This is a genomic window from Natronorubrum bangense, assembly GCF_004799645.1.
In the GTDB taxonomy this organism is placed as follows: domain Archaea; phylum Halobacteriota; class Halobacteria; order Halobacteriales; family Natrialbaceae; genus Natronorubrum; species Natronorubrum bangense.
The window spans coordinates 1,060,579-1,085,175 of record NZ_CP031305.1 but is presented as its reverse complement, the minus strand read 5'-3'; the positions used below and the strand labels follow the sequence as shown (position 1 = coordinate 1,085,175).

Annotated in this window: 24 protein-coding genes; 14 read left to right on the top strand and 10 right to left on the bottom strand. The window is 62.6% G+C overall.

Features of this window, described 5'->3' with window-relative positions; genetic code table 11:
• Nucleotides 1-4: 4 nt before the first annotated feature.
• From DV706_RS05390 to DV706_RS05380, 3 genes are read left to right on the top strand one after another with little or no spacing between them, the layout of a single operon-like run.
• Nucleotides 5-1,105 carry an ABC transporter ATP-binding protein gene (locus DV706_RS05390; RefSeq protein ID WP_006066140.1) on the top strand — a complete coding sequence of 367 codons (1,101 nt, stop codon included), beginning with the start codon at nucleotides 5-7 and terminating at the stop codon, nucleotides 1,103-1,105.
• Nucleotides 1,102-1,950, top strand: coding sequence for an ABC transporter permease (locus tag DV706_RS05385; RefSeq protein WP_006066141.1), 849 nt, complete (start codon nucleotides 1,102-1,104; stop codon nucleotides 1,948-1,950). Before DV706_RS05390 ends, DV706_RS05385 begins: the two co-directional genes overlap by 4 nt.
• The gene (locus DV706_RS05380) at nucleotides 1,947-2,744 is read left to right on the top strand and encodes an ABC transporter permease (RefSeq protein WP_006066142.1); all 798 of its coding nucleotides are present in this window, start codon (nucleotides 1,947-1,949) and stop codon (nucleotides 2,742-2,744) included. Before DV706_RS05385 ends, DV706_RS05380 begins: the two co-directional genes overlap by 4 nt.
• A gap of 282 nt (nucleotides 2,745-3,026) precedes the next feature.
• Here the strand turns inward: DV706_RS05380 and DV706_RS05375 are convergent, their stop codons facing one another.
• Nucleotides 3,027-4,997: an aconitate hydratase gene (locus DV706_RS05375; RefSeq protein WP_006066143.1), complete on the bottom strand. Its 1,971-nt coding sequence runs from the start codon at nucleotides 4,995-4,997 to the stop codon at nucleotides 3,027-3,029.
• 271 nt (nucleotides 4,998-5,268) lie between these two features.
• On the opposite strand from DV706_RS05375, the gene DV706_RS05370 reads away from it, so the two are divergent.
• The 7 genes from DV706_RS05370 to DV706_RS05340 all read left to right on the top strand — a co-directional run bounded on the left by DV706_RS05370 (nucleotide 5,269) and on the right by DV706_RS05340 (nucleotide 10,451).
• Nucleotides 5,269-5,751 (top strand): deoxyuridine 5'-triphosphate nucleotidohydrolase, encoded by a 483-nt coding sequence (locus DV706_RS05370; protein ID WP_006066144.1) that lies wholly within the window; start codon nucleotides 5,269-5,271, stop codon nucleotides 5,749-5,751.
• Between the two features lie 57 nt (nucleotides 5,752-5,808).
• The gene (locus tag DV706_RS05365; protein ID WP_006066145.1) at nucleotides 5,809-6,363 is read left to right on the top strand and encodes a hypothetical protein; all 555 of its coding nucleotides are present in this window, start codon (nucleotides 5,809-5,811) and stop codon (nucleotides 6,361-6,363) included.
• Nucleotides 6,364-6,418: 55 nt separating this feature from the next.
• Nucleotides 6,419-6,883: a hypothetical protein gene (locus tag DV706_RS05360; RefSeq protein WP_006066146.1), complete on the top strand. Its 465-nt coding sequence runs from the start codon at nucleotides 6,419-6,421 to the stop codon at nucleotides 6,881-6,883.
• A 94-nt stretch (nucleotides 6,884-6,977) separates the two neighbouring features.
• Complete coding sequence (locus DV706_RS05355; RefSeq protein WP_006066147.1) at nucleotides 6,978-7,415, top strand: hypothetical protein; 438 nt, start codon at nucleotides 6,978-6,980, stop codon at nucleotides 7,413-7,415.
• A 138-nt stretch (nucleotides 7,416-7,553) separates the two neighbouring features.
• Complete coding sequence (gnd, locus tag DV706_RS05350) at nucleotides 7,554-8,453, top strand: phosphogluconate dehydrogenase (NAD(+)-dependent, decarboxylating) (protein WP_006066148.1); 900 nt, start codon at nucleotides 7,554-7,556, stop codon at nucleotides 8,451-8,453.
• 210 nt (nucleotides 8,454-8,663) lie between these two features.
• The gene (locus DV706_RS05345; RefSeq protein ID WP_161569790.1) at nucleotides 8,664-8,975 is read left to right on the top strand and encodes a HalOD1 output domain-containing protein; all 312 of its coding nucleotides are present in this window, start codon (nucleotides 8,664-8,666) and stop codon (nucleotides 8,973-8,975) included.
• A 306-nt stretch (nucleotides 8,976-9,281) separates the two neighbouring features.
• Complete coding sequence (locus tag DV706_RS05340) at nucleotides 9,282-10,451, top strand: MFS transporter (protein ID WP_006066151.1); 1,170 nt, start codon at nucleotides 9,282-9,284, stop codon at nucleotides 10,449-10,451.
• Between the two features lie 3 nt (nucleotides 10,452-10,454).
• On the opposite strand, the gene DV706_RS05335 is transcribed toward DV706_RS05340, so the two are convergent.
• Together DV706_RS05335 and DV706_RS05330 are read right to left on the bottom strand one after the other, a co-directional pair.
• Nucleotides 10,455-11,702, bottom strand: coding sequence for a hypothetical protein (locus tag DV706_RS05335; RefSeq protein ID WP_006066152.1), 1,248 nt, complete (start codon nucleotides 11,700-11,702; stop codon nucleotides 10,455-10,457).
• Between the two features lie 95 nt (nucleotides 11,703-11,797).
• Nucleotides 11,798-12,487, bottom strand: coding sequence for a sensor domain-containing protein (locus DV706_RS05330; protein WP_006066153.1), 690 nt, complete (start codon nucleotides 12,485-12,487; stop codon nucleotides 11,798-11,800).
• Nucleotides 12,488-12,699: 212 nt separating this feature from the next.
• Here DV706_RS05330 and DV706_RS05325 point away from each other — a divergent pair, with 212 nt between their 5' ends.
• Nucleotides 12,700-13,101 (top strand): DCC1-like thiol-disulfide oxidoreductase family protein, encoded by a 402-nt coding sequence (locus tag DV706_RS05325; protein ID WP_006066154.1) that lies wholly within the window; start codon nucleotides 12,700-12,702, stop codon nucleotides 13,099-13,101.
• 47 nt (nucleotides 13,102-13,148) lie between these two features.
• Here DV706_RS05325 and DV706_RS05320 read toward each other — a convergent pair whose 3' ends face one another.
• Both DV706_RS05320 and DV706_RS05315 read right to left on the bottom strand, forming a co-directional pair.
• The gene (locus DV706_RS05320; protein WP_006066155.1) at nucleotides 13,149-13,937 is read right to left on the bottom strand and encodes an HpcH/HpaI aldolase family protein; all 789 of its coding nucleotides are present in this window, start codon (nucleotides 13,935-13,937) and stop codon (nucleotides 13,149-13,151) included.
• Nucleotides 13,938-14,053: 116 nt separating this feature from the next.
• Complete coding sequence (locus DV706_RS05315; protein ID WP_006066156.1) at nucleotides 14,054-15,268, bottom strand: MFS transporter; 1,215 nt, start codon at nucleotides 15,266-15,268, stop codon at nucleotides 14,054-14,056.
• Between the two features lie 364 nt (nucleotides 15,269-15,632).
• Here DV706_RS05315 and DV706_RS05310 point away from each other — a divergent pair, with 364 nt between their 5' ends.
• The gene (locus tag DV706_RS05310; protein WP_006066158.1) at nucleotides 15,633-16,373 is read left to right on the top strand and encodes a DUF5518 domain-containing protein; all 741 of its coding nucleotides are present in this window, start codon (nucleotides 15,633-15,635) and stop codon (nucleotides 16,371-16,373) included.
• Between the two features lie 52 nt (nucleotides 16,374-16,425).
• Here the strand turns inward: DV706_RS05310 and DV706_RS05305 are convergent, their stop codons facing one another.
• Nucleotides 16,426-17,700 carry an MBL fold metallo-hydrolase gene (locus DV706_RS05305; protein ID WP_006066159.1) on the bottom strand — a complete coding sequence of 425 codons (1,275 nt, stop codon included), beginning with the start codon at nucleotides 17,698-17,700 and terminating at the stop codon, nucleotides 16,426-16,428.
• Between the two features lie 133 nt (nucleotides 17,701-17,833).
• Between DV706_RS05305 and DV706_RS05300 the strand changes: the two genes are divergently transcribed.
• A complete protein-coding gene (locus DV706_RS05300; protein ID WP_006066160.1) occupies nucleotides 17,834-18,349 on the top strand; it encodes an Lrp/AsnC family transcriptional regulator in 516 nt (171 codons plus the stop codon).
• An 18-nt stretch (nucleotides 18,350-18,367) separates the two neighbouring features.
• On the opposite strand, the gene DV706_RS05295 is transcribed toward DV706_RS05300, so the two are convergent.
• Both DV706_RS05295 and DV706_RS05290 read right to left on the bottom strand, forming a co-directional pair.
• A complete protein-coding gene (locus DV706_RS05295; RefSeq protein ID WP_006066161.1) occupies nucleotides 18,368-19,531 on the bottom strand; it encodes an acyl-CoA dehydrogenase family protein in 1,164 nt (387 codons plus the stop codon).
• The gene (locus DV706_RS05290; RefSeq protein ID WP_049889788.1) at nucleotides 19,531-20,943 is read right to left on the bottom strand and encodes an aspartate aminotransferase family protein; all 1,413 of its coding nucleotides are present in this window, start codon (nucleotides 20,941-20,943) and stop codon (nucleotides 19,531-19,533) included. Before DV706_RS05290 ends, DV706_RS05295 begins: the two co-directional genes overlap by 1 nt.
• A gap of 450 nt (nucleotides 20,944-21,393) precedes the next feature.
• Between DV706_RS05290 and DV706_RS05285 the strand changes: the two genes are divergently transcribed.
• The gene (locus DV706_RS05285; RefSeq protein ID WP_049889789.1) at nucleotides 21,394-22,803 is read left to right on the top strand and encodes an APC family permease; all 1,410 of its coding nucleotides are present in this window, start codon (nucleotides 21,394-21,396) and stop codon (nucleotides 22,801-22,803) included.
• A gap of 105 nt (nucleotides 22,804-22,908) precedes the next feature.
• Here the strand turns inward: DV706_RS05285 and DV706_RS05280 are convergent, their stop codons facing one another.
• On the bottom strand, nucleotides 22,909-23,823 hold the full coding sequence (locus DV706_RS05280) for a hypothetical protein (RefSeq protein ID WP_006066164.1): 915 nt from the start codon (nucleotides 23,821-23,823) through the stop codon (nucleotides 22,909-22,911).
• Nucleotides 23,820-24,521 (bottom strand): TetR/AcrR family transcriptional regulator, encoded by a 702-nt coding sequence (locus tag DV706_RS05275; RefSeq protein ID WP_006066165.1) that lies wholly within the window; start codon nucleotides 24,519-24,521, stop codon nucleotides 23,820-23,822. Before DV706_RS05275 ends, DV706_RS05280 begins: the two co-directional genes overlap by 4 nt.
• Between the last annotated feature and the right edge of the window lie 76 nt (nucleotides 24,522-24,597).

Below are 24,597 nucleotides of genomic sequence, written 5' to 3'. Positions count from 1 at the left end.
AACGATGCTCGAAGTCACCGGACTCACGAAGTACTACGGAGAGCTGCTCGCCGTCGACGACGTCAGTTTCCGAATCGACGAAGGCGACTTCGTCACACTGCTCGGACCGTCTGGCTGTGGGAAGACGACGCTGTTGCATATGATCGCCGGACTCCGTGAGCCAACCGACGGCCAGGTCAAACTCCGCGGCGAGGACGTCACCGACCTGGCACCTGAGGACCGCAATATCGGAATGGCGTTCCAGAGTACGGCACTGTTCCCCCACATGACGGTCCGAGAGAACATCGCCTACGGCCTCCGAATGCACGGCTACGATGCCGAGGAACGCGATGCGCAGGTCCAAGAGTTCTTGGAACTCGTCGATCTTCCCGACCACGGCGATCATCGCCCGGACGAACTCTCGGGTGGACAGCAACAACGCGTCTCGCTCGCTCGAGCGCTCGCATACGAACCCGACATCCTGTTGCTGGACGAGCCGTTGACGGGACTGGACCGCGTCCTTCGCGAGGAGATGCGCGAGTGGCTGATGACACTGCAGCGCGAACTCGGCGTCACATCGCTGTACGTCACACACGATCAGGAGGACGCGCTCTCGATGTCTGACAAGGTGGTCGTCCTCGACGACGGGCAGAAACAGCAGGCAGCCCATCCCGAAACGATCTACGAGGAGCCGGCCAACGAGTTCGTCGCCACATTCGTCGGGAAATCCACTACGTTTGGTGGGACTGTCACGACCGTCGACGAGCAGCCGACCGTCGAGACCGACGCAACTCGCGTCACCGTCACCGGCGACCACGACGACGGCGAGGACGTCAGTCTGTTCGTTCGCCCCGAAGACGTCGACGTCGAACCCGTTTCGGCGACCGCGGACGGTGGCACAACCGTCTCACAAACGGGGTCGGCGGCACCGACCGCAGCAGCGACCGCCGACAACGCGTTCCCCGGCACCGTCGAAAAGGTCTCCAACCTCGGCAATCGGACCGAGGTCACCGTCACACTCGAGAGCGGCGAAACGGCGATGGCGAACACGCCTCGGTTCCCGGACATCGCAGTCGGTGATGCGGTGACGGTTACGTTCGACCCCGAGTCGGTGGTCGTGGTATGAGCGTCGTCGTTGACCGGAGTCCGGTCCCCAGTTGGCTCACCGAGCGCATCAGTAATCGCCACCTCGTGGCAATCGGCATCGGCTGGGTCACGCTCTTTTTCGTGTTCCCGATCCTGTTTCTGGTCGTCGAGAGTCTTAATTTCGGCGACGGCAGCCTCTTCCAGGCCTACCACCGGGCGACCGGCGGCGTCTACGTCAGTGCGTTCGTTCGGTCGTTCATCTACGGGTTCGTAACGACCGTACTCACACTCGTGTTCGCGTACGTGCTCGCGTACTACCTCGTCTTCGCGAGCAAGCGCGTTCGACTCCTGTTGACGCTGGTCGTCGTCCCGCTGTGGATCGCCTACATCATCCGCTACTTCGGCTTGATGTTGTTTTTCTCACCGACGGGACCGCTTGCACAGGTCACCGGCCTCGAGATTGACCTGTTGTTTACCTCGACAGCCGTCGTTCTCGGGTTGACTAACGCGTACCTTCCGTTCGCCGTACTGCCGATCTACAACTCACTGAACGCGATCCACCACGAGACGATCAATGCATCTCGAGTGCTCGGCGCCGGGCAGTTCCGAACGATCCGCGAAGTCGTGTTGCCGTTATCCATGCCAGGGATCGTCGCCGCAGGTGTTATCGTGTTCATCCTTGCGACCGGGTCGTTCCTCGGGCCTGCAGTTCTCGGTGGACCGAACCAATCGATGATCGCAAACGAGATCGCGCGCACGTTCCTCGAGGCGTACAACATTCAGCTGGCATCGGCGCTGGCGGTGATCTACACCGTCTTGCTCGTCGCGTTCATCGCGGCGTTCAACGCCGTCTTCAACCTTCAGGAGGCGCTCGGTAACCTATGAGCGTGACCTCCTCGATTCGTCGGGCCAGCCTGGTACGACAGGGCACGTTGCTATTCGTCCTGTTGCTCATCTATGCGTTCTTGCTCGTGCCGGTGGCGATCGTCGTCCTCACGTCCTTTACCGGCCAGACGTTCCCGGCGATCCCCTACGACGGTATCAGCCTCCAGTGGTACACGGAGTTACTGACCGACAGTCAACTCTTGGGCGCGCTGGTGACGAGTTTCATCGTTGCGACAGCGGCGTCGCTGCTGGCCGTCGCCTTTGGCACTGCCGCCGCGGTCGGCTTCGTTCGCGCCGAGTTCCCGTACAAACAGCAGCTCTCGACGATCATGCTGCTGCCGATGATCATCTCGCCCGTTATCACCGGGATCGCGCTGATCCGCTACTTCGGGATGGTCGACGTCTCGAGTGGCTACCCGGCGCTGATCGTCGGCCACTCGATCCTGACGGTGCCGTACGTCTTCTTGCTCGTCCGGTCACAGCTGGTAACCTTCGATGAGGACCTAGAGCAGGCCTCTCGCGTGCTCGGTGCTGACTCGACGGTGACGTTCCTGAACGTCACCGCGCCGATCATCTCGCCGGCGCTGCTGGCGGGCTTTTTCGTCGCCTTCGTCGTCTCCTTCGGCGAGTTCACCGCGACGCAGTTTCTCATCTCACCGGCCTCGAGTACCGTCCCGGTCGAGATCTACACCATGCTTCGAACCGGATTGACGCCGACGATCAACGCGCTCTCGACGGTTCTCGTCGTCATCATGGTGGTGGCGGCACTGCTCAGCCGCTACTTCGAGAGCTGATCACCGTTTCTGGCCGCAGTTTTACACGCTCTGGGTGCTTTCGACGGCCTACCCACGTGTGGTCGTGCTCGTTCAGCGCTCGCGCCATATCCTCGAGTCAGCGTTGCCGGCTGTCCCGGCTGAGAGCGTGTCGCTCCCCTCCAGACATCCCGTGAAGCCGACCGCAACCGTGCGCCCACGGTGAGCCTGATGGTGGCTGTCGAGTGAACTGCTGAGAGTATGGAGCGCGCGTCGTCACTCCTCGAGGATCAACGGCAAAAAACGGAGGTCAACGGATCGCGATCAGTCGTCGGCGGGTGCGGCACCGCTGCCGCCTTCGGCCTGCTCTTTCGTCCAGGCGAGTTTGCCACCGGCGGCGAGGATGTCGCGCTCGCGCTCGGAGGCGTCCAGCGTGGCGGTGTACTCCTCGTCACCGACGCGGACCGTGAACTCTTCTTGCCCGCTCGTGACGGCCTCGTAGACGTCGTCGACGATCTCGATCTCGTCGCCCTGGTCGATCGACTCGTAGGTCTCCTCGTCGATCGTCAGCGGGATGATCCCGAAGTTAAAGAGGTTCGCACGGTGGATGCGGGCGAAGCTCTGTGCGAGGACGCCCTCGATGCCGAGATACATCGGACAAAGCGCGGCGTGTTCTCGCGAGGAGCCCTGGCCGTAGTTCTCGCCAGCGACGAGGAAGCCACCGTCGGCGTCGAGTGCGCGCTGTGCGAAGGTGTCGTCGACACGCGAGAGCGTGAACTCGCTCAGTTTGGGGACGTTCGACCGGTACATCAGGATGTCCTGCGTTGCAGGAATGATGTGGTCGGTCGTGATGTTGTCTTCCATCTTGAGCAGGGCCTCGCCGGAGATGTCGGTTCCGAGCTGGTCTTTCAGCGGGACGTCGCCGATGTTCGGACCTTTGATGAGCTCGTCGTCGACGGCCTCGTCAGGGGCGATGAGGTCCGTCTTGGAGCCGTCGTACTCGTCAGGAAGCTCGACGCCGGGTGCCTCGAGGTCTCCAAGCTCGTCGGCGAGGTTGCGCGGATCGATGATTTCTCCCTTGAGCGCGGCTGCGGCCGCGACCTCCGGCGAACAGAGGTAGACGTTGTCGTCTTCGATACCCGAGCGACCCTCGAAGTTACGGTTGAAGGTTCGCAGCGAGACCGAATCGGAGGCAGGCACGTGGCCAATACCGATACAGGCACCACACGTGGCTTCCGAGAAGTTGACGCCAGCAGCCATCATCTCCGCGACCCAGCCCTCACGGGCGAGCATCTCAGAGGCCTGCTTGGAGCCGGGGGCGACGATCGTCTCGGTCTCCATCGAGGTCTCGCGGCCCTCGAGCATCTTGGCGACGGGGAGGATGTCCTCGTAGCCACCGTTCGTACAGGAGCCAACGATGACCTGCTCGACGGATTCGCCTTCGACTTCGCTGACGGGAACGACCTTGTCCGGCATCGAGGGCTGTGCGATCAGCGGCTCGAGATCCGAAAGGTCGACGACGATCTCGTCGTCGTACTCGGCGTCGTCGTCGGGCTGGAGCTCGACGTACTCCTCGCCGCGGTTGACGCGCTCGAGGTAGTCTTTGGTCTGCTCGTCGGTTGGGAAGATCGACGTCGTCGCGCCGAGTTCCGTTCCCATGTTGGTGATCGTCATCCGCTCGGGGGCGGTGAGCGACTCGACGCCGGGGCCGGTGTACTCGAGGATCTTGCCGACGCCGCCTTTGACGGAGAGGCGACGGAGCAGTTCCAAGATGACGTCTTTCGCGGTGGCCCACTCGGGGAGTTCGCCCTCGAGACGGACGCTGACGATTTCGGGCATCTCGATGTAGTAGGGTGCGCCACCCATCGCAACGGTGACGTCGATCCCGCCGGAACCGATGGCGAGTTCGCCGATTCCACCGGGCGTTGGGGTGTGGCTGTCAGAGCCAAGCAGCGTCTTCCCGGGGGCTGCGAAGTTCTCGCGGTGGACGTTGTGACAGATACCGTTGCCGGGGCGAGAGAAATGAGCGCCATATGTGCCGGCAGCGGAGCGGAGGAAACGGTGGTCGTCCGTGTTCTTGAAGTCGAACTGGTAGGTCTGGTGGTCACAGTACTGGGCGGCGATCTCAGTCTGGACTTCGTCCAGTCCCATCGCTTCGAACTGGAGCCAGACCATCGTCCCGGTCGTGTCCTGGGTAAGTACCTGGTCGATCTCGATCCCGATCTCCTCGCCGGTCTCGAGTTCGCCCTCGACGAGGTGATCGTCGAGAATCTTCTCGGTGAGAGTCTGTCCCATAGCACTACGAAATGCGCTGTCCGTCCTGATAAATCCAGCGTGTTTCTGTGAGGAAGCGGCCGTTTCGAGCGTCCCAACGGAAACGGCTTCGTGTTTCGAGAAATTATTGCCATCGGCATGGACGGCTGTCCGAGAAGCAGCGACTCCGCTCGACGAGTCGGGAAAACTGATCGTTCGTCGACTCGACCGTGATGGATTGTGCCGTGTACACGTCCCGAACGGGCCGTGATGAACGGATACCCTTTTCTCTGCCCCGGAGCGTTGTCACTGTATGTTCCGTTCCGGTGCGTTCGTTGCCGACCACGTTTCGCCGACGGCTGTCGAACAGGTACAGCCAAACGGCGTCGACCTCACGTTAGACGTCGTCTTCGAGCAACTCGAGCCGGGTCGTATCGGTCGCGACGGCAAAGAGATCGGCGACCGTATCGCGCGCCCACTCGAGGAACTCGAGCAGAAAGACCCCGATACCTTCTATCTGCCCGAAGGGGCCTACGTCGCCCGCTACGATGAGCGGATTCGGATTCCTGAGGGTCACATTGGCTTCGTCTACCCGCGCTCGTCGCTGATGCGGAACTCGTGTATGCTGAATACGGCCGTCTGGGACGCGGGCTACGAGGGTCGTGGCGAGGGGCTGTTACAGGTCCACCACGACATCGAGATCGAACGCGGCGCCAGAATCGCTCAACTGGTCTTCGCTGAGGCCAACCACGAGGACGTCTATGACGGTAGTTATCAGGGCGAAAACCTCGAGTAGTCCTACGAACCACCGGGTCGCGTACTGTTTTGGTCGTTCCCGTCGGACGTTCGAACGATGATGGCGACCACACACGTCTTCGCCGGGCTCGCTGTCGTTGCCCCGATCGCCTACGCCGCCCCCGAGTTTGCAATAGCGCTTGCAGTCGGCGCGATCCTCGGCGGGCTCGCCCCGGATTTCGATCTCGTCGCTGTCCATCGGCGGACGCTTCATTTCCCGCTCAGTGGGCTCGCGGTGGTCGTCCCAGCGGTCGGCATCGCGGTCAGTGTTCCCTCGAGTGCCACCGTTGGGTTTGCGGCGTTCGCTGTCGCCGCCTGGCTCCACGCCGCAAGCGACGCCATCGGCGGCGGCCCCGAGATGGACCCGTGGAACGACCGGAGCGAGCGAGCCGTTTACGACCACGTTCGCGGGCGGTGGATTCGGCCGCGGCGCTGGATTCGCTACGACGGCGCGCCCGAAGACGCCGCGCTCGCGGTCGTCCTCGCCATCCCCGCGGTTCTCGTTTTCGATGACTGGATCAGCGCCGTCGTCCTCGGCGGCGTCGCCGTGTCGCTCGTGTACGCACTCGTCCGCCGGGAGCTGGTCGCGTGGGTTCCCGACTGGCTCGAGTGATCGGCCGCGGCGGTGAGTCGGAACGCTGATACTCCACCTCTCCAAGGGACTCGGTATGGTTGATACGTTCGTCGCTCAGACGATCCATCTGATATTCGCTGCCCTCTGGGCTGGCAGCGTCTGTTACGTCGCAGCGGTCGTATTGCCACTCGCCCGCGATGGCGCGTTCAACACGACAAAGCCACTCGAGGTCATCTCGGGGAAGCTCACGATGCTCTCGCGTGTGAGCGCGTTCCTCTTGCTGGTGACTGGGGGGCATCTCGCGGGCACGGGATACTCCCCTGAGGGCCTGTTCAATACGCTCAACGGACAACTCGTGCTCGTGATGGTCGTCCTCTGGGCCATGCTGGCTGGGCTCATCGAGGTCGGTGCGAAGCGATTCGAAGCAGGACTCAACGGGAAGAAACTGCGTGAGCCGGCAAGCGATGCCTTACCACTGTACCGAGCAGCAGCGGTCGTCTCCATCGCGTTGCTCGTCGTTGCTGGCCTGATCACGTCGAACGTCGCGCGGCTCCTGTAGGCCAGCCACCACCCCTGATTCAGTCTCCCGACTGACATTTTGGAAGCGCACATTCTTACGAAAGATACTTAGTCAGTTACTGTAACGTACTCCCATGATGATCAGGGGAAAAGAACTCGCGCTGTCGGCACTTGCAGTCGGTGCGGCCGCAGTTGTCGGCTACGCGCTTCGCTCGAGCCAGCAGGTCGACCACACCTCACGGTCGAAGGCCGACCTCGGCGCACGGATCGTCGACCACGACGAGGTCCCAGCGGAGGCCACCATCGTCGACGGCGCCTCTCGCCGACTGCACGATATCCCCGGTGCACGGCGTGCGATCGACCGCGCCGTCCGCAACAAAGCCCACGACGAGTGGGAACACGTCACCATCGAGCACGATGGTGCCTGGTCCGTCGTCGACTCCATCCGTGGCTCGCTGCCGTACCACGACGGCGACCAAACCGAGTACAACGGCGTCTACGTCCACTCTGGCGACCGAATCGTCGTTCTCGATGCGATCGGCTGGGCGCGACTCGAGGAGCCGCTTCAGTAGCCTCGACACATGGCCCTCGAACTGCCTGATTTGGCCACTACCACTGTGACTCGTCTGTTATAACGGAGTTGACGCTCCCACAGTCAGCGTGAGCCACAAATCACAACCACTACTTTTCACCCCCGCAGAGTGACGCCCATGGAACTAGGCGTAATCGGACTCGGACGCATGGGACAGATCGTCGTCGACCGCACCCTCGAGGCGGGCCACGACGTCGTCGCCTTCGACCTCGAGCCGGAGGCCGTCGCGACGGCTGCCGACGCGGGTGCGGAGCCGGCTGACTCGGTTGCCGACCTCGTTGACCGACTCAGCGACGACAAACGCATTTGGCTGATGGTCCCGGCAGGCGGGGCCGTCGACGCGACGCTCGAGGAACTCGAGGGCCAACTCGACGAAGACGACGTGGTCGTCGACGGCGGCAACTCCTATTTCGAGGACTCCGTTCGGCGAGCCGAGTCCTGCCCTGCGGCGTATCTCGACTGTGGGACCTCGGGTGGCCCCGCGGGCGCGCATCTGGGCTTCTCGCTGATGGTCGGCGGCCCCGAGTGGGCCTACGACGAACTCGTCCCCGTCTTCGACGCCGTCGCGACCGGCCCCGACGGCCACGAGCGGATGGGGCCGGCAGGGTCGGGCCACTACGTGAAGATGGTCCACAACGGCGTCGAGTACGCGCTGATGCAGACCTACGGCGAAGGGTTCGAACTGCTCCACGAGGGGCGCTACGACTTAGACCTCGAGAACGTCGCCTCGGTCTGGAACAACGGCGCGGTGATCCGCTCGTGGCTGCTCGAACTCTGTGAGGAGGCGTTCCGCGAGGAAGGAACCGATCTGGGCGACGTCGCGGACCGCATCGAAGGCGGCTCGACGGGCACCTGGACCGTCCAGGAAGGCCTCGAGCAGGAAGTGCCGCTGCCGTTGATCTACACCGCGCTTGGCGAACGGTTCAGCTCTCGAGCCGACGACGGTCGCTTCTCGCGGCGGCTGGCAAACCGACTCCGGTACGGCTTTGGCCGCCACGAGGTCCCGCGTCGGGAGTAACAAGCCCCAGTCACACACGGCAGAGAACGACGAGTGTGTGAACAGATCATACAAGACCAACCCAACAGTTGGACGTGGTTCTAACCCGAATCTGGGTTCTGGGCCCACGTTCGGTGCGGTTGTCACTCAGTTGGACTGTAATTCTGTTTGCAGATGCCCCCTCGGAATATTGGGTTATTTTCTTTATTCCCGGCCTCGACAACACCATTGATGCACTCTCATCACTCGACGACAGTGACGGCTGTAGACGAGCAGCGGCCGAGCATGGCGCTCGTTTCTCTCGTTGCAGCGGTAACCAATACCGATCCAGTCGATCTCGAGCCACTCTACAACGCGATTGATCCCGAAGCCCTCGACTCGCTCTGTACACCCGACGCCAGTTTTTCTTCCATCGAGTTCGAGTATGTGGGACACACTGTCGTCGTCGAACCGGTCGACAGTGGCGTCGAACTCTCACTCGAGCCGGTCACGATCAGTGCCGAGAACACTCACGGAATCGCTGACTCCGAGCCATCGGCGTGACATCCTCCTCGCGATAACCGGCCAAGGCTTCCCGTACTGCAGTTGGGACGCTTGCTGGTCTACGACACGACTTGTTCTCTCGCACGAAACGGAACCGATCCGACGGGTGTCGCTGACCGACTCACAGATCGCTTCTTGGATGGAATCGACCGCGCGGGCCACGAGGGGCCACGAGCGACGACGGAACCGACACATCGTGACCGCCACGGGTTCGACGAGCTTGTCGCGCCGCAGCGACGGTGCAGCGAGTGACGTGTACCGTGAAAACCACAACCGTGTTGGCGCTGCTCTCGTGAGTAGGACTCGATGACGGATGCGCCGGAAAGACGGACGACGCTGTGGGTGATTCTGGCGTCGGCAACGCTGACGGTGATGGCCGGGGCGATCCTCGGGCCGATCGTACCGGCGATCCAGTCGGGCCTCGGGGTGTCGGAGTCAAACGCCGGCCTCATCATCACGACCCACGGCGCGCTAATCGTTCTCGTCAGTCCGATCGCGGGAGCGCTCATCGATCGCGTCGGTCCTCGCCGTCCGTTTATTTTCGGTCTGCTGTTGTACGCGGCCGGCGGCGGGGCTGGACTCGTCGTCGACTCGTTCGGGCCGTTGCTTGCCTCGAGAGCGGTATTGGGCGTTGGCGTCGCATTCGTCTACACCGGGATCACGGTGCTCATCTACCAACTCTACGAGGGCCAGCGGATGGAGCGGGCACTGGGGTTGCGAAGCAGCGCCAACAGCGTCGGCGCGGTGATCTGGCCGCTGGTCGGTGGTGCGCTCGGCACCCTCTCGTGGCAGGCACCCTTCGGCGTCTATCTGGTCGCGCTCCCGCTCGGGCTCCTCGCGGTTGCGACCATCCCCGAGACGGGAATCCGCGGAGCCAGCAGCCGAACGGACGCGAAAAGCGGCCTTGCCGGGGTTCTTGCCGTCTTTCGACGCCGACCCGGGCTCCTGTCGGTGTACCTGCTGTACTTCGGGGCGAACGTCTTGCTCTACAGCATCGTCATCTTCTACCCCCAACTGCTTGCGGGGCTGGGGATCACTTCCTCGCTGTCGATCAGCCTCTATCTTGCCGCCAACGGACTCGCCGGCGGCGTCTCGGCGGCAGTCTACGACCGCCTTATCGAACGAACGAGTCGCCACGCGCTCGTCGCGGCGGCGCTTGGCCTTTGGCTCGTCTCGTTCGCGGGTGCAACCGTCGCGGGGTCGGCGCTGACGGCCGTCCCGTCAGTGGTTGCGTTCGGGCTTGGGCTCGGGCTGGTCTTCCCATCGGCCTTTGCCTGGATCGAAGCGCTCGCGCCCGCCGGTCGGCAGGGGCAGTTCAGCTCGTATCTCGCGTCGGCGGGCTATACGGGCCAGTTTCTCTCCCCGGTGTTGTTCGGCCCGCTGGTCCCGCTGTTCGGCGTTCGCGGGGTATTCGGCGCAGCGGCGACGGCGGCCATGCTCGGAATCGTCGCGCTTGCGGTCGTGCGCGGGCGCTGAGGCTTACACGACTTCCCGAAGCGCCCAGACGTCCTCGGTCGGCTCGAGGCGATGTGGCTCTGCCCCTCGAGCAGTCAGAATCCCAGCGTGGTACAGCATCGCCTTCAGCTGGAAGACCGTCGGCGAGTGATAGACGGTGCCGTCCTCGAGCGCTGAGCGCTGAAGGTCGCCGTCTTCGGTCAGGACTCGTCGTCGAACCGCCTCGTCGCCGCGGACGAACAGTTCGACGGTAAAAGTCGGATGGAGTTCGTGCATGTGGACGACCAGATCGACGAGCGACGGTTCCGGGCTCCAGTCATCGTGCATGGTCTGGAGTTCCGTCACGAGCAGTTCCGTCGCCGGATACTCGAACAGGACGCGGCGAGCCAGTCGCCCCCACGCTGGCGCGACGTCGACGAACCGTTTCGACGACCGGTACCAGTTTTCGAACTCGGCGAGTGCTGCTTCGACGGAGCCGTACTGTGCCGTCGCAAATCGAACGACCTCCTGCCCAAGTGACGTTAACTCCGAGGCGGGGCCGGGCTCGATCAATCCAAGGAACGCAGCGCCGCGTCTGGCATCGTCGGCCGCACCAACGACCTTGTACGCCGAAAGCAGCGTTTCGGTGTCCCCATCTGCGTACTGTGCGAGCGGATAGCCCAGATAGTTCTTCGGATGGTTCAGGCCGAACGAGGCGTCGGTGACACCCTGTGCACCAGCCTGAAATCGCAGCGCCGTCGCCTCGCTCGAGGTCCGATTGCCGACGACTCGGGGGACCTCGAGGATGTCGACCGTCCCCGACTCGGCGACGCCGAGGACGCCGACGTTCAACTCCCGCGCGAGCGTGCGGTCGGTTTCCGAGATCGCGGTCGCCGGCGCGGCGAGATACGCCGCGTTCGCCTCGTGGAGTCGGTCGTAGGCTTGGACGATTCCGCGTTGGGTGTCGACGCCGCCGCTCGTCTCCCCTTTCGCCTCGATGGCGATCAGCGGCGGCTCGTCACCGAGTCGGTCGACGGCCAGCAGGTCGGACTCGAGCGTGCGTACGCCGACGAGATCCGGGTAGCCGCCGCCGATCCGGACGTGATTGAACGGGGCGAGACAGTCTCGAACGTCCGGATCGACGGGGTGGCCGGGGAGCCACTCGGCTTGAGAGAACTGCGTGTCGGCGACCACGTACGCGGGCGAGTCGTCGTCGGTCTGACTCGGAAAGAGCCGTCGCTTGGTGTGGGCCAGCACCTGTGGTTCCGACAGCGGCCGTGCCGCGCTGCTCATGTCTCTCGATTCGGGACAACGATCAAGAATGTTCTGGCAGCCTGCTGGATCGGGCCGGACGCCACCGTTTGAGTGGACTCGGCTCGAGGACCGGCTCAGTCCGTCGGCTCGGTCGGTGCCGCCTCCGCCCCGCTCGAGTCATCGAGCAGGGCAACCGCGATTCGGCCAGCGACGTACGCAAAGGCGTTCGAAAGATGGAAGAACGCGAGTCCGAGAACAGCACCGAGCACCACTGCGAGGGCTGCTTCCGGGAGCGTGTCGATCGTCCAGGTGATCGGCTCGTCGTTGATCCTGAACAGCTCTTCCGTGTGTGGATATCGGAACGGGACGGTGAGAAACGAGAGCGCGGTGACGAACACGACGAGCAATACGATCGCGACGAACCCGAACCAGAACTTCACCATGAGAAAGCCCAGTCCGCGCCAGGTCGAGGGAGCGTCGAAATATCGTCTCACCGTCGCCAGCAGTCCGGCCGACGAGGACCGAACGTCGTCAGTCGTCTCGAGAGTGACCGACAGCAACGCGTTTGCGAGCCATCGTTCGAACCGCGCAAGCAGTCGCGAGCCGATGACGGTACCGAGCAACAGCAGGATGCCGATGCCGAGCGCAGAGAGGATGGTTCCGAACCCGAAGCCGACGAGAAACACCACCGAGTACACCATTCCGAGTGGAAACGCCACAGCCAGATAGCAGAGGTTTTTGTACGTCTGTCGCTTGGCGACGACGCCAACGAGACTGGCGACTGAATAGCTACGCTCGCGGCTTGAACGAGCTGCAGATGGCATTTCGACTGAATATTCTCGCGCACAAATAAAGAGGGTCACATCCAGTTACAGGATCAGAAACAGCGTGATGAGTCACGCCCGACGACGGTTGCGGTCTGGTGACCACACGAGCCGAGCGCTCGAGCGGATTGCTGACACGTCGGCCTCCCCACTCCGAGCATTGCCTCGAGGTTGAGGACAGGCGTTTGTGCCTCGAGTCCGTTCACTCGCGTATGATCGAACCGACGCTTGTCTACGACGACGACTGCGGGTTCTGTACGTGGTGGGCGGACTACGTCGATCGACACGGCGAACTGCGTATCGTCGGCTTCAGCGACCTGTCGGCGGAACCCGAGCTTCGCGAGCGGCTGCCGACTCACTACGAGCAGTGTTCGCATCTCGTAACCGACGACGCGGTCTACTCCTGTGGGGCGTCGATCGAGGAGGCACTCCGTCGGACGACCACCAACAGCACCGTTCGCGATGTCATCGAGTTCGGCCGTCACTTCGAGGAGTACGAACGCGTCCGCGAGTGGGCTTACCGGGAGGTGGCAGACAACCGCGAGACGTGGGGCCAACTCGTCTCGAAGACGCCGCCGGCGAGGCGAGAGTCGGACGGCAGCGGGAGCCGCTGAGACCTATATGCGACCCAGCCGCCCTATCGCACGCCTGCTCTGGCCTGTTAGCCACTGCCGTACTCGTCGAGCCACGACTGTACCGTCCCCTGCAGGGCACCGGTAGTACTCCCTATATTCAGGATTTGGTAGCCCGCTTCGGCCTTCTCGTTGACGTCGTCCATTCCGAAGCCGAGCCCGCCGAGCGGGACGTCGGCCTCGAGCGCTGCCTCTCGAATCCGGTCAACGTGTTGCTCGACGTCCTCGTGGGTCGGCTCCCCAGGATGGCCCGTTGACACAGCGAGATCGAGCGGACCGGCGAAGACGAAGCCCAGTTCGGGCACTGCGAGGATGTCGTCGATGTTGTCGACCGCCGTCGGATTCTCGATCGTCACGCCGAGGACGATTTCGTCGTCTTCGGTGCCGGCGTAGTCGTCGGCCGTCCCCCAGCGGCTCGCACGGGGGCTTGCAAAGCCGCGTCTTCCGGGGTCGCCGTCGTACTCGAACCGGGAGGCCTCGAGCGCCTGCCGGACTTCGTCGGCCGTCTCGATCCGCGAGACGAACAGCGAGCGGACGCCGGCGTCGAGCGCTTTTCGGATCATTCCCGGATCGGGTTCGGGCAGGCGAACGAGCAGTTCCGTCTCGGTTACGTCCGCGGCCCGAAGCAGGGCCTCGAGTCGGTCGCCGTCCCACGGACTCGGGCCGGCGTGCTCGAGGTCGATCCAGACGAAATCCAGCCCGAGCTCGCCGTAGAACTCGACGAGCGTTGGATTGTACGTGTTCTCGAGGATGCCGAGAGCGACGGCGTCGTCCTCGAGGGGTTGTCGAAGCCGGTTGCTGCGGGGAGTGGTCGGCATAGGCGACGGACCAGCAGAACGTCAATAAAGCTTCGCGGTGAGTCAGCACCGTCGGCTAGTTAGTCCGCTCGTCGGTTCGCCAGCCTCGAGTGGGACATCTCGGCGACTGCGGGCACTTACCGGCGCTCGTATCGAAGCATAGCCCCGGCGAGCACAACGACGAGTGCACCGGCCGACAGCATGACCAGCCCGGGGATGAACGACCCCGTCACGTCGTGAAAGACGCCGATCAGCATCGGGCCAAAGAAGCCGCCGATCTCGCCGACGGCGAAAATGAAGCCGACCGCCGTCCCGGTCAACCGCGCCCCGATCCCCTCGAGTGCCGGCGGAATCGCCCGGACGAGCGGTGAGACGCCGCCGATCCCGAACCCGGCGAAGACGATTCCGACAGCAACGGCCCCGCCTACTCCACCCATGATCATCCCGACAACGCCGAGAAACGCGATGCTGCCACAGCTCATCAGCGCGAGTCGCCGAGCAGTGAACCGATCGGCCAGTGTGGGCACGACCAACACGCCGACGACGTAGGCACCGATCAGCAGGCTCGTGGCCTGCCCGGCCACGGCAGCCGAGAACCCGCGTGACTCGAGCACTGTCGGCAACCACCCTTGCAGGCCGTGGTGCAACAGCAGGTACATCGTCCCGATGACGACGACCAGCCGGAGCTCACGGTGGGAAAGCACCAGCCGCAGGTCGTCGACGACCGACTCGAGGGAAAACGAGTCGGTGGCAGCCATTCGGCCGTCGATGTCGACGCGCCACGTAACAAGCAGCCAGCAGAGGCCGTAGCCGACGGCGACGACGCCACTCCAAAAGAACAGCGGTCGCCAGCCGCCGAGCCACGGCCCCAGCACCGGGCGTCCGACCGCGAAGACGAGCGCAGAGCCCGCTGAAGCCCCGATGAGATAGATCGCCGACGGGCGACCGGTCGCCTCGGGCGGGAACAACACGCCGACCAACTTCGGGAGGCCGAACGTAATGGCGGTCGCGCCGACACCAAGCAGGAGCGTCGCGGCAAGCAGCGACGGAAAGTCGCCGGCCGTGCTTCGAACGATCTGTGCGACGCCGTATATCAACACCCCGGCAGCGAGGCTTCGACCGGGTCCGACTCGGTCGACGGCGAGCCCGGAAAACAGCGCAAGCGGGATGTACGTCAGCGGCACGGCTCCGGCAAGCACACCAGCCTGTGTACTCGAGAGGTCGAGATCCGCAATAATCGTCGAGAGAAACGCCGGCAGCGAGAACCAGACGAACATGAGGCAGGTGTAGCTCCCCGCGGCGAGGACGACGAGAGCGTACGCCTGTCGGTGACCACCGGTACCATGACCCATGCAGCGGAGTGTGTGCTGGCACACCGAGTAGGTTGCTATATGGGTCGATACGACCGGATAGCACACCGATCGCGTGTCGGCGTGTGAGCGGACATGCAGTGACCGCCAGTGGCGATCATCACTGCACCCACGTGGGAATTATGTCGGTCGTAGCCGTAGGTGGTGTATCCGGCGGAAGTGACAACCCGTGACATGCACCAACTGCGGCGCGACGGCGTACCCAGTCGAACGCTATCACGTCCATCTGTCCACAGGCCAAGTCGTCGAGTTTTCGCTCTGTGAAGGATGTCGTCATAAGTTCGTCACTGCAGAGTGGGTCGAGGCTGTGGTTTAACATAGGTGAACCACGCCAGCACACAGTGCTATGGGGAGTACATCGACCGAAGGAACGAGCGCGGAGGGACACCTTGTTGACGGGCGTCCGCTCCCGGAGTTCGTCGACTGGCTGTTCGGGGCCATCATCGCGCTGAGCGGATTGCTCCTGGTCGTCGGCGGAAGCGTGCTCGTGTTCCTCGTCGACAGAGCGCTTCTCGCGGAGGGGATCGAAGAGGAAAGTATCACGGTCACTGTCGGCACAACCGAACTCACCGACGCCGAGTCGCTGACGGTCGCCGACGCTGTCGTCTCGTGGCTGGGACCGGGACTGCTCCTGACCGGCGGCGGGCTGGTTCTGTTCGCGATCGGATACGTCATCCTGAGACACCGCGCTCACCGTCGAGCCCGGACAGGCGAGTCCGTCACCTCGTTTGGCACGGTTGCCGTTCTCGGTGCCGTGACCACTGTCGTTCTCTCGTTCGTTCCCGTCTCGCCCGCGTTTGGCGGCGCACTTGCAGGCTACCTCGAGCGGGGCGAGTCTGATCGGACGGTCAGCGTCGGAGCGCTCGCAGGGCTCTTGCCCATGCTCCCACTCCTGCTGATTCTCCTGTTCGTGTTTGGCGGTCTACTGTCCGGACTACTCGCCATCGGGCAGGCCGGAAACGCGGTCGTCATCGGAGCCACACTACTCTTTTCGGGACTGCTCATCGCAACCGTCGGTGCCGGCCTCGGCGCTCTCGGCGGGTACGTCGGTGGTCGGCTCGCAGAACGTCGAGGAGAGGCCAGCTGACTCCCCCGCGGTTCGCCTCCCGTCACACATTCACGATGCGTTCCGCCGACGATCACACGGAGACGACGTCGCCGAGTTCGGGTGCACTCGCGTCGAATCCATCGCCTCGCAACTCCTCGGCGAACGCCCCACAGCGATCGCCGTGGTTGATCAAGACCGAACTGTCGCGGTAGGATGCAAGGAACTCGAGGAGGCCGTCTCGGTCCGCGTGGGCAGAAAAATCGTACTGCTCGACCTGCGCGCTGACGGGCATCACTCGGCCGTCGATCTCGGCGCTGCCGGTCTCGAGCAGATCACGGCCGGGCGTCCCCTCAACCTGATACCCCGTCATGGTGATCTTGTTCGCCGGATTTCGCCGGATTTCGGGGATGTAGGTCATCGCCGGCCCGCCCGAGAGCATCCCGCTGGTGGTGATGATCACGGCTTTCTGGTCGACGATCCGCTTGCGCTGGCCGTCCCGGCCGGTGACGAATCGGGCGTGTGAGATCGCCCGTCGAAACGCCTCCCCATCGCGGACGTAGCTGGGATACTGGCGCAACATCTCGGTGACCTGTGTCCCCATCCCATCGACGTAACACGGGATGTCGTGGGCCGCACAGACGAGCATTAGTTCCTGTGTTCGGCCGATCGCGAACGCCGGGACGACGACCGTGCCACCATCCCACAGTGTCGTCTCGACGCTTTCGACGAAGCGCTCTTCGACGGTGGCTCGAGGCTCGTGGTCGACGTCGGAGTACGTACTCTCACAGAGGACGATATCGGCGTCCGGACGCGCCGTCGTCCCTTCGACCAGTCGCTGTCCGACCACAGGATCGGCGTGTCTGTTTGCCTCGCTCGAGGCAGCGTCGATGTGGAAATCGCCCGTATAGAGCAGCCGCGTCTCCCCGTCGTCGACGAGCACGTGAGCGCTGCCCGGAATGTGGCCAGCGTTGTAGAACGTGATCTCGTGGCCGGCGGCCTCGAACGGCGCTCGATAACCGTGGGTCTCCGAGACCTGCGTGACGCGTTTGAGATCGGGCTCGGTAAACGGACAGTTGTACGAGCCGCCGTGCAGTTTCAGCGTGTCTCGAGCGAGCGTGCGCGCGAGTTCGGCCGTTGGCGGGGTCCAGTGGATCGGCGGCCGTTCATCACCCGAGAGGAGGGTCGGAATCGTCCCGACGTGGTCGAGATGGCCGTGTGAGACGACGACCGCCTCGGGGTCGGGCGTCTCGAGGGGAAACTGGGGCGGGTTGGCGGTCAGCATCCCGAAATCGAGCAACAGCGCGTCGTTGACGAGAATCGCGCTGCGCCCGACCTCGCGAGCGCCACCGAGAAATCGGATATCCATTACCGTCGCTGGGTTCTCGAGCCGTTTTCATCCATCGCTTCCGTTCGTTTGCCCGTCGAACGCAGACACAGATGTCCGATGACATCCAGTCACCGAAAAGGAATAGGGGGGGCTACGTCAAACGGACACATAGATGAGCGCCACACTGGACGAGCGGGACATCAAGATCATCTTCGCAATCGCAGAACAGGAGACCGACAACACGGAAGTCATCCACGAACAGACCGGCATTCCGAAATCAACAGTGCACTACCGGCTGCAGAGTCTCAAAGAAGACGGTGTCATCACCAACGAACTGTACGAACTCGACCTCGAAAAGGTCGGCCTCGGGATCACGATCATCTCCGAAATCTGGGCTGAGTTCGGCGAGGGGTATCACGAGCGGGTCGGCGAACAGCTCGCCGATATCGAGGGTGTCAATCAGGTCTATTTCACGATGGGTGATACGGACTTCGTCGTCATCGGGCGGCTCACCTCGCGGGACATGGTCGAAGAGCTCGTCGACGACTACGAGTCGATCGACGAGATCCGCCGGACGAGCTCGAAGTTCGTCATCTCGACGATCAAGACGAACACGGGGATCGGCACGCTGCGCGATTACAGTCAGGAGTCGCTGCTCGCCTCTCACGAGCTGTCCAGCGGCGAATAACGAAAAACGGGGAGCGACCTACTCGTAGGCGGCGATCCCGGTCAGATCCTCACCGAGAATTAGCGTGTGGATGTCGTGGGTGCCTTCGTAGGTGTAGACCGTTTCCATGTTCGACAGGTGACGCATTGGCGAGTAATCAGTCGTGATGCCGTTGCCGCCGAGCATCTCCCGGGCGACTTTCGACTGCTCGCGGGCCATGCGGACGTTGTTTCGTTTGGCCATCGAAACGTGCTGTGGACGCAGGTCGCTGCGCTCTTTGAGCTCCGTCAAGCGATAGACGAGCAGCTGTGCAAGCGAGATCTGGGTTGCCATCTCAGCGAGTTTCTCCTGTTGGAGCTGGAAGCGACCGATCGGGCCGCCGAACTGCTCGCGGTCCGTCGCATACTGACGGGCCGTCTCGAAACAGTCTCGAGCCGCGCCAACGGCGCCCCAGGCGATGCCAAAGCGTGCCTGCGTGAGACAGGACAGCGGCCCCTTCATGCCGGAGACGCCGGGCAGCACGTTCTCCTCGGGGACGTGAACGTCGTTGAGCCCGATCTCTCCCGTGATCGAGGCGCGAAGCGAGAGCTTTTCGGTGATTTTGTTCGTGCTGACGCCGTCGCGGTCGGTCTCGACGAGGAAGCCACGAACGGGCGTGTCGTCGCTCGAGCGATCACGCGCCCAGACGATCGCGACGTCGGCAATCGGGGAGTTCGTGATCCACGTCTTCGAGCCGTTCAGCACGTAGCCGTCGGCGTCGCGTTCGGCGTACGTCTCCATCGCCGTCGGGTTCGAGCCGTGTTCGGGCTCTGTCAGACCGAAACAGCCCACTGCGTCGCCGGCCCCGAGTTTCGGGAGCCACTCTTCTTTCTGTTCCTCGCTGCCGTAGGCGTGGATCGGATACATGACGAGTGCGCCCTGGACTGAGGCCATCGAGCGCAGACCAGAGTCACAGGCCTCGAGTTCCTGCATCAACAGCCCGTAGGCCGTCTCGGAGACGTTCGGCGAGCCGTATCCCTCGAGGTTGGGAGCGTAAAAGCCCATCTCGCCCATCTCGGGAATCAGCTCTTTTGGGAACGTCCCGTTTTCGAAGTGCTCGCCGATATCCGGGCGAACCTGTTCGTCGACGAACTCGCGTGCCGTATCGCGGATCAGTCGTTCCTCGTCGGTGATGTCTTCCTCGAGGCCGAGATAGTCGAGCATCAGTGTGCCTCCGTGGTCACTGCACGAACGGCCTCGCCGAGGACGTCCATGCCGAACGCGGCCTGTTCGTGGGTGAGCACGAGCGGCGGGATGAGCCGCAGTACGTTCCCGTGTCGGCCGGCGCTCCAGACGAGCACGCCGTTCTCGTAGCAATGGGTCTGGATCGCTTTGACGATGTCGGCGTCTGGGTTGCCGTCGGCGTCTTCGAACTCGACACCGACGAACAGCCCTTTCCCGCGCACGTCGACGATCTCCGGGGTCGTCTCCGCGACTTCGCTGATCCGATCTCGGAGGTAGCTGCCGAGTTCCGTCGCGTGTGCGAGCAGGTTGTGGGATTCGATGTACTCGATCGCACGGAGGCCGCCGACCATCGCGGGCGCGTTGCCGCGGAACGTGCCGACGTGGCCACCTGGACCCCAGGTGTCGAACTTCTCGTGGTAGAGCATCGCCCCGATCGGGAGGCCGGTGCCGCCGAGCGCTTTCGCCATCGTGATCGCGTCCGGCGTCACGTCGAAATGGTCCGTGGCGAACCACTCGCCGGTTCGGCCCAGTCCGGTCTGGATCTCGTCGACGATCAACATCGCGTCGTTGTCGTCTGCGATGTCACGAAGCCCCTGCAGGAAGCCCTTCGGCGGGACGATGACGCCGCCCTCGCCCTGAATCGGTTCGACCCAGATGCCAGCCGGCGTCTCGTGGCCGCCGTAAGGTGCCTCGAACTTCCGTTTGACGGCGTCGAGTGCGCGGGCACAGCCGGCGTCCATGCAGCAGTCGTCGGCCGGACAGAGTGCGCCAGCGTCGCCGGTGTCGGGATCCTGGGCGGGGTAGGGGTAGGGCACGTGGACGGTGTCCGCAAGCAGCGGCGCATAGCCTTTCTTGTACTTTTTGCCCGCAGTGAGGCTAAGCGCACCGGCAGTCGTGCCGTGGTAGGAGCCTTCGAAGGCAAGCAGGCCGTGTCGACCTGTGTTGTGTTTGGCGAGTTTGATCGAGCCTTCGATCGCGTCGCTCCCGCTCGGGCCGCCGAAGACGACGTTACTCGAACCAGCCAGTCCGCCGGGGGCGATCTCTCGAAGCTTATCGATGAGGTCGATTCGCGCTTCAGTCGGGAAGTCGATCGTGTGCGCAACCGACTCGAGTTGTTCTTGTGTCCCCTCGAGGACGTACGGATTCGAGTGGCCGACGTTCAGCACGCCGATCCCGGCGAAGAAGTCGAGGAACGTGTTGCCGTCGACGTCACGAACCGTTGCCCCGCGTGCCTCCTCGAGTGCGATTGGAATTCGTTTCGGATACGCAACGGCGCTACTGTCGACTTCCTGTTGACGCTCAAGGAGTTTCTGTGAGTTCGGTCCTGGAATCTCATCAACGGATGGTTCCATCGCGAAATGAAGGTCTTCGATTGACGGGCCTACTGCCATAGTATACTATTTCCATCATCGCATATATATTTGATGCGAAATCTCACATGGATTGCGTTAGACAGCAATAATCTAAGAAGTACTATCGGTATTGGATTTCATCCAACATTGTCGCGCTGGACAGTAGGTGGACGCTGTGAGATCGGCGCATTCTGTTGGACAGTGGTCGGGGACAGTTGGTCAGTGAAACAGTCAAGTAACCAATAATACGGCCGGTTCGTGCGTCCAATTAGTGACAACTTCACACATGGATTAGTTTAACGTTTGTCTATGAAGGATGAATTTTATAGGATGTTTCCAAAATCACTGGCTCTCCCACAACAGAATGGCCCGATATTGGATTTGAACCATGATATAGTACAATATTTGCTCGTAATACAATATCTACGAAAGATACATTAGGTGTCGTATTTATGGCCCATACGGTAACGAAACTCAGGCACGATACTCATGTCAGATACAACACAAAGTGGCTTAGAAAAGGCGTTGGGTACCAAGGAGATGTTGATTTTGTCGTTTGGGGCAATGATCGGCTGGGGGTGGATTATCCTCGCCGGAGATTGGATCAACGAAGGAGGTCCAATGGGTGCGATTGCCGCGTTCATTGCAGGGGGGATTGTCGTCAGTATCGTCGCAATTATCTACAGTGAACTGGCTTCGTCGATGCCGTTAGTCGGCGGCGAGCACGTGTACAGTCTTCGTGCGCTGGGCCCGATCGGTTCGTTCGTCTGTACCTGGGCGATCATTTTTGGATACGTCACTGTCGCTGCCTTCGAGGCGGTTGCGCTTCCGTCCGCAATGGCGTTTATCATTCCAGGATTCAATGCGATCCCGCTCTGGGAAGTCGCTGGAGAGCCGGTTTACGGCACCTGGGTCCTCGTTGGCGTTCTGGGAACGATCGGCGTCACATATTTGAACTACATCGGCATTCGAATCGCCGCGCAGTTCCAGATCATCATGACTGTCGTCATCGCGTTCGCCGGCGTCGTGTTGATCTCCGGCGCGATCACTAGCGGGCAGCCATCACCAGACCCCTCCTTCGGGGCCGGAACGGCCGGTATCTTTGCCGTCGTGTTGATGACTCCGTTCATGTTCGTCGGGTTCGACGTTATCCCACAGTCAGCAGAGGAAGCTGACATTCCAGCCCGGACACTGGGGCTTTTGATCTTGCTGTCGGTTGGACTGGCATCGATGTTCTACATGGCCGTCATCTGGGGCTCGAGCCGCGCACTTTCGGGTGCAGCGCTCGTCGACAGCCCACTGCCAGCAGCAGAGGCAATGGAGGTCCTGTTCAGCAGCACGGCTGCGGGTCAGCTGATGGCACTCGCAGGTGTTGCGGGGATTATGACCAGCTGGAACGCGTTTATCATCGGCGGCAGTCGCGCACTCTTCGCACTCGCTCAGTCGGGGATGCTGCCGAAATCACTCGCGAAGGTCCACCCAGAGTACAACACGCCGAGCAACGCGATCTTGCTGATCGGAGGTCTCTCCGTGCTCGCCCCGTTCTTCGGCGAACAGATGCTCGGCTGGATCGTCAACGCCGGCGGACTCGGCATCGTCGTCGCCTGGTTCCTCGTCGTCGTCTCCTTCCTGGTTTTGCGCTACCGCGAACCCGAGATGGACCGCCCATACAAGGTTCCGGGCGGCTCGGTTGTCGGCATCGTCGCGTTCGTTCTGACCGCGATCTTCATCTCGCTCTATCTGCCAGGCGGCCAATCCGCACTGCTCTGGCCCTACGAGTGGCTGATCGTTCTCGGCTGGTGTGTCCTCGGTGTCGTCCTCTATGCCTTTTCGGGCGATGAGCCGGTCGAGACATCCGAAGAAGTGGTGAACAGAGTCAACACGTTCAACGACGACTGATACGGACTGCGGTCTCAATTTCCGTCATCCACCGACCCCGTCGCTAGGGATCGGGACAGTAGACCGTATGAACTGCTCGAGTGGGACGCCACCGTCCCCCGAAATTCAACTGTTTTGAAATGGTAGTCGTGTTGCTTGTTCGAGGCGGACAAGCGGTGGCAGTGTGTCGCCGGGCGGCCACTCCGACTCCGAAGAGACCTCGCCCGCCGCAAGCGACTCGAGGGCCGACCGTGCGTGCTCGAGAGCGTTTCGAACGGAGGGAGAACAGCGTTCGATGGAGCTCTGTTCGCCCACGACTCGTCGGGACTGGCCATCGAACAGGACGCCAACGGCAGTCGCTCGAGGCGCAGGGTCGGCGCTCGTAACCGCCGACTGGGACGCGAGTGCAGTCACCAATTCGTGTCCATAGCGTCGCAGCGTCTCGCGTGTTTCGGTCGATCCACCGACAGCTGTCACGCCGAGTGCGCCGGCCAGACCGGCAAGCGTCGCCTCTACGGGGACCCGGTCGTCGGCTGTCTCGTCCGTGCTGGAAGCTGGGACTGTCTGCTGAGCCAGCGCCGTCGACCCCTGGATCACGAGCTCGAGCAACTCGAGGAGTTGGGCATCGGAAACCGGTGTCTCGGCAACCGTTACGTAGGCGCTGGCGTGCAGATGATCGCTCGCGAGCAGCGCTGTGTCCCGATCGATCGATTGCCCCTCGAGCCAGTCGGCGACGGGATCGGTTTCGGCGGTCGTTCGGTCACTGCCAGCTAGCGCCAGCCGAAGCCGAACATATCCCTCGAGCAGCCTGACTGCACCACAGACCGGCTCGAGGACACACTCGAGAGTATCCGGGTCCAGTCCCTGTCCATGGTCGACGTCGTCGGAGGCGAACTCACCGGCGACGGTACACAGTGCGACCGGGAGCGACTGGTCGGGTGGTGATAGTGCGTCGTCGACGACCGCGTCGACTGGCGGTGCCAGTCCGGCGTTCTGATCGGCAATGCTCGAGCGGGCGATGCGTCGTCTTAGTTCACTCATTCGTCCGTGTCACGGGGTTCGGCATCGTCAGTTGCGGTCTCGACCGGTGACTTCTCATCGTTTCGCAGTCGTTCATCACGTGGGAACGCGAAACTCGCTTCAGCTGGCAACTCGGCGTCCGGGTCAAGCACGTCTGCGAGAATGTGGTCGACCACGCCCGTGCTGATCGTCTCGAGATACTCGTTTCTGTCGAGCGTAACCTGGCGGATCCGTGCGCCGTCGAACGCCGCAAGCAGGAGTGTCGCGATGGCGTCCGGGTCGTGGTCGCAAAAGACACCCTCCTCGATTCCGTCCTCGAGGATCTCCACGAGGGCATGGCGAAGGTGGGCGTCACTCTCTCGGAGTCTCTCACGGAATACGTCGTTGTAGGGTGCCTGTGCCCGAAGTTCGAGCAACGCGGTGTGAAACGCCCGCTCGTCGTCGTCCGGTGCAGAGAGAAACCAGTCGATAAACGCAACGAGTCGCTCGAGTGCCGGTTGGTCGCGAGTTTTGGCGACGCGCGATTCGAACCCCTCGATCAGGTACTCGATGAGTTCGGCGACGAGCGCTTCTCTGGAGTCGTAGTGATAGAACAGCGCGGACTTGCTTCGGTCGGTCCGATCGGCGATCGACTGGGCTGTGAGGTCGCTATACCCTTTCTCGCAGAGCGCTTCATAGGTGGCGGTCATGATCGCATCGCGGACGTCGGGATCGGTCACTGACTGATTAGTCAGTCAGCGCCGGAAAAGCTGTTTCGGTCTCAGACGGACTGCTGTCCCGATCATCGGCGTGGCC

Bases quoted from the DNA above. Each gene is read 5' to 3' on its own strand.
- DV706_RS05280 (WP_006066164.1), bottom strand. From the start codon at position 23,823: ATGAGTGAACTAAGACGACGCATCGCCCGCTCGAGCATTGCCGATCAG.
- DV706_RS05305 (WP_006066159.1), bottom strand. From the start codon at position 17,700: ATGGATATCCGATTTCTCGGTGGCGCTCGCGAGGTCGGGCGCAGCGCG.
- DV706_RS05320 (WP_006066155.1), bottom strand. From the start codon at position 13,937: ATGCCGACCACTCCCCGCAGCAACCGGCTTCGACAACCCCTCGAGGAC.
- DV706_RS05285 (WP_049889789.1), top strand. From the start codon at position 21,394: ATGTCAGATACAACACAAAGTGGCTTAGAAAAGGCGTTGGGTACCAAG.
- DV706_RS05325 (WP_006066154.1), top strand. From the start codon at position 12,700: ATGATCGAACCGACGCTTGTCTACGACGACGACTGCGGGTTCTGTACG.
- gnd (WP_006066148.1), top strand. From the start codon at position 7,554: ATGGAACTAGGCGTAATCGGACTCGGACGCATGGGACAGATCGTCGTC.
- DV706_RS05290 (WP_049889788.1), bottom strand. From the start codon at position 20,943: ATGGCAGTAGGCCCGTCAATCGAAGACCTTCATTTCGCGATGGAACCA.
- DV706_RS05355 (WP_006066147.1), top strand. From the start codon at position 6,978: ATGATGATCAGGGGAAAAGAACTCGCGCTGTCGGCACTTGCAGTCGGT.
- DV706_RS05360 (WP_006066146.1), top strand. From the start codon at position 6,419: ATGGTTGATACGTTCGTCGCTCAGACGATCCATCTGATATTCGCTGCC.
- DV706_RS05310 (WP_006066158.1), top strand. From the start codon at position 15,633: ATGGGGAGTACATCGACCGAAGGAACGAGCGCGGAGGGACACCTTGTT.
- DV706_RS05390 (WP_006066140.1), top strand. From the start codon at position 5: ATGCTCGAAGTCACCGGACTCACGAAGTACTACGGAGAGCTGCTCGCC.
- DV706_RS05370 (WP_006066144.1), top strand. From the start codon at position 5,269: ATGTTCCGTTCCGGTGCGTTCGTTGCCGACCACGTTTCGCCGACGGCT.
- DV706_RS05385 (WP_006066141.1), top strand. From the start codon at position 1,102: ATGAGCGTCGTCGTTGACCGGAGTCCGGTCCCCAGTTGGCTCACCGAG.
- DV706_RS05345 (WP_161569790.1), top strand. From the start codon at position 8,664: ATGCACTCTCATCACTCGACGACAGTGACGGCTGTAGACGAGCAGCGG.
- DV706_RS05315 (WP_006066156.1), bottom strand. From the start codon at position 15,268: ATGGGTCATGGTACCGGTGGTCACCGACAGGCGTACGCTCTCGTCGTC.
- DV706_RS05365 (WP_006066145.1), top strand. From the start codon at position 5,809: ATGATGGCGACCACACACGTCTTCGCCGGGCTCGCTGTCGTTGCCCCG.
- DV706_RS05335 (WP_006066152.1), bottom strand. From the start codon at position 11,702: ATGAGCAGCGCGGCACGGCCGCTGTCGGAACCACAGGTGCTGGCCCAC.
- DV706_RS05330 (WP_006066153.1), bottom strand. From the start codon at position 12,487: ATGCCATCTGCAGCTCGTTCAAGCCGCGAGCGTAGCTATTCAGTCGCC.
- DV706_RS05380 (WP_006066142.1), top strand. From the start codon at position 1,947: ATGAGCGTGACCTCCTCGATTCGTCGGGCCAGCCTGGTACGACAGGGC.
- DV706_RS05375 (WP_006066143.1), bottom strand. From the start codon at position 4,997: ATGGGACAGACTCTCACCGAGAAGATTCTCGACGATCACCTCGTCGAG.
- DV706_RS05300 (WP_006066160.1), top strand. From the start codon at position 17,834: ATGAGCGCCACACTGGACGAGCGGGACATCAAGATCATCTTCGCAATC.
- DV706_RS05295 (WP_006066161.1), bottom strand. From the start codon at position 19,531: ATGCTCGACTATCTCGGCCTCGAGGAAGACATCACCGACGAGGAACGA.
- DV706_RS05340 (WP_006066151.1), top strand. From the start codon at position 9,282: ATGACGGATGCGCCGGAAAGACGGACGACGCTGTGGGTGATTCTGGCG.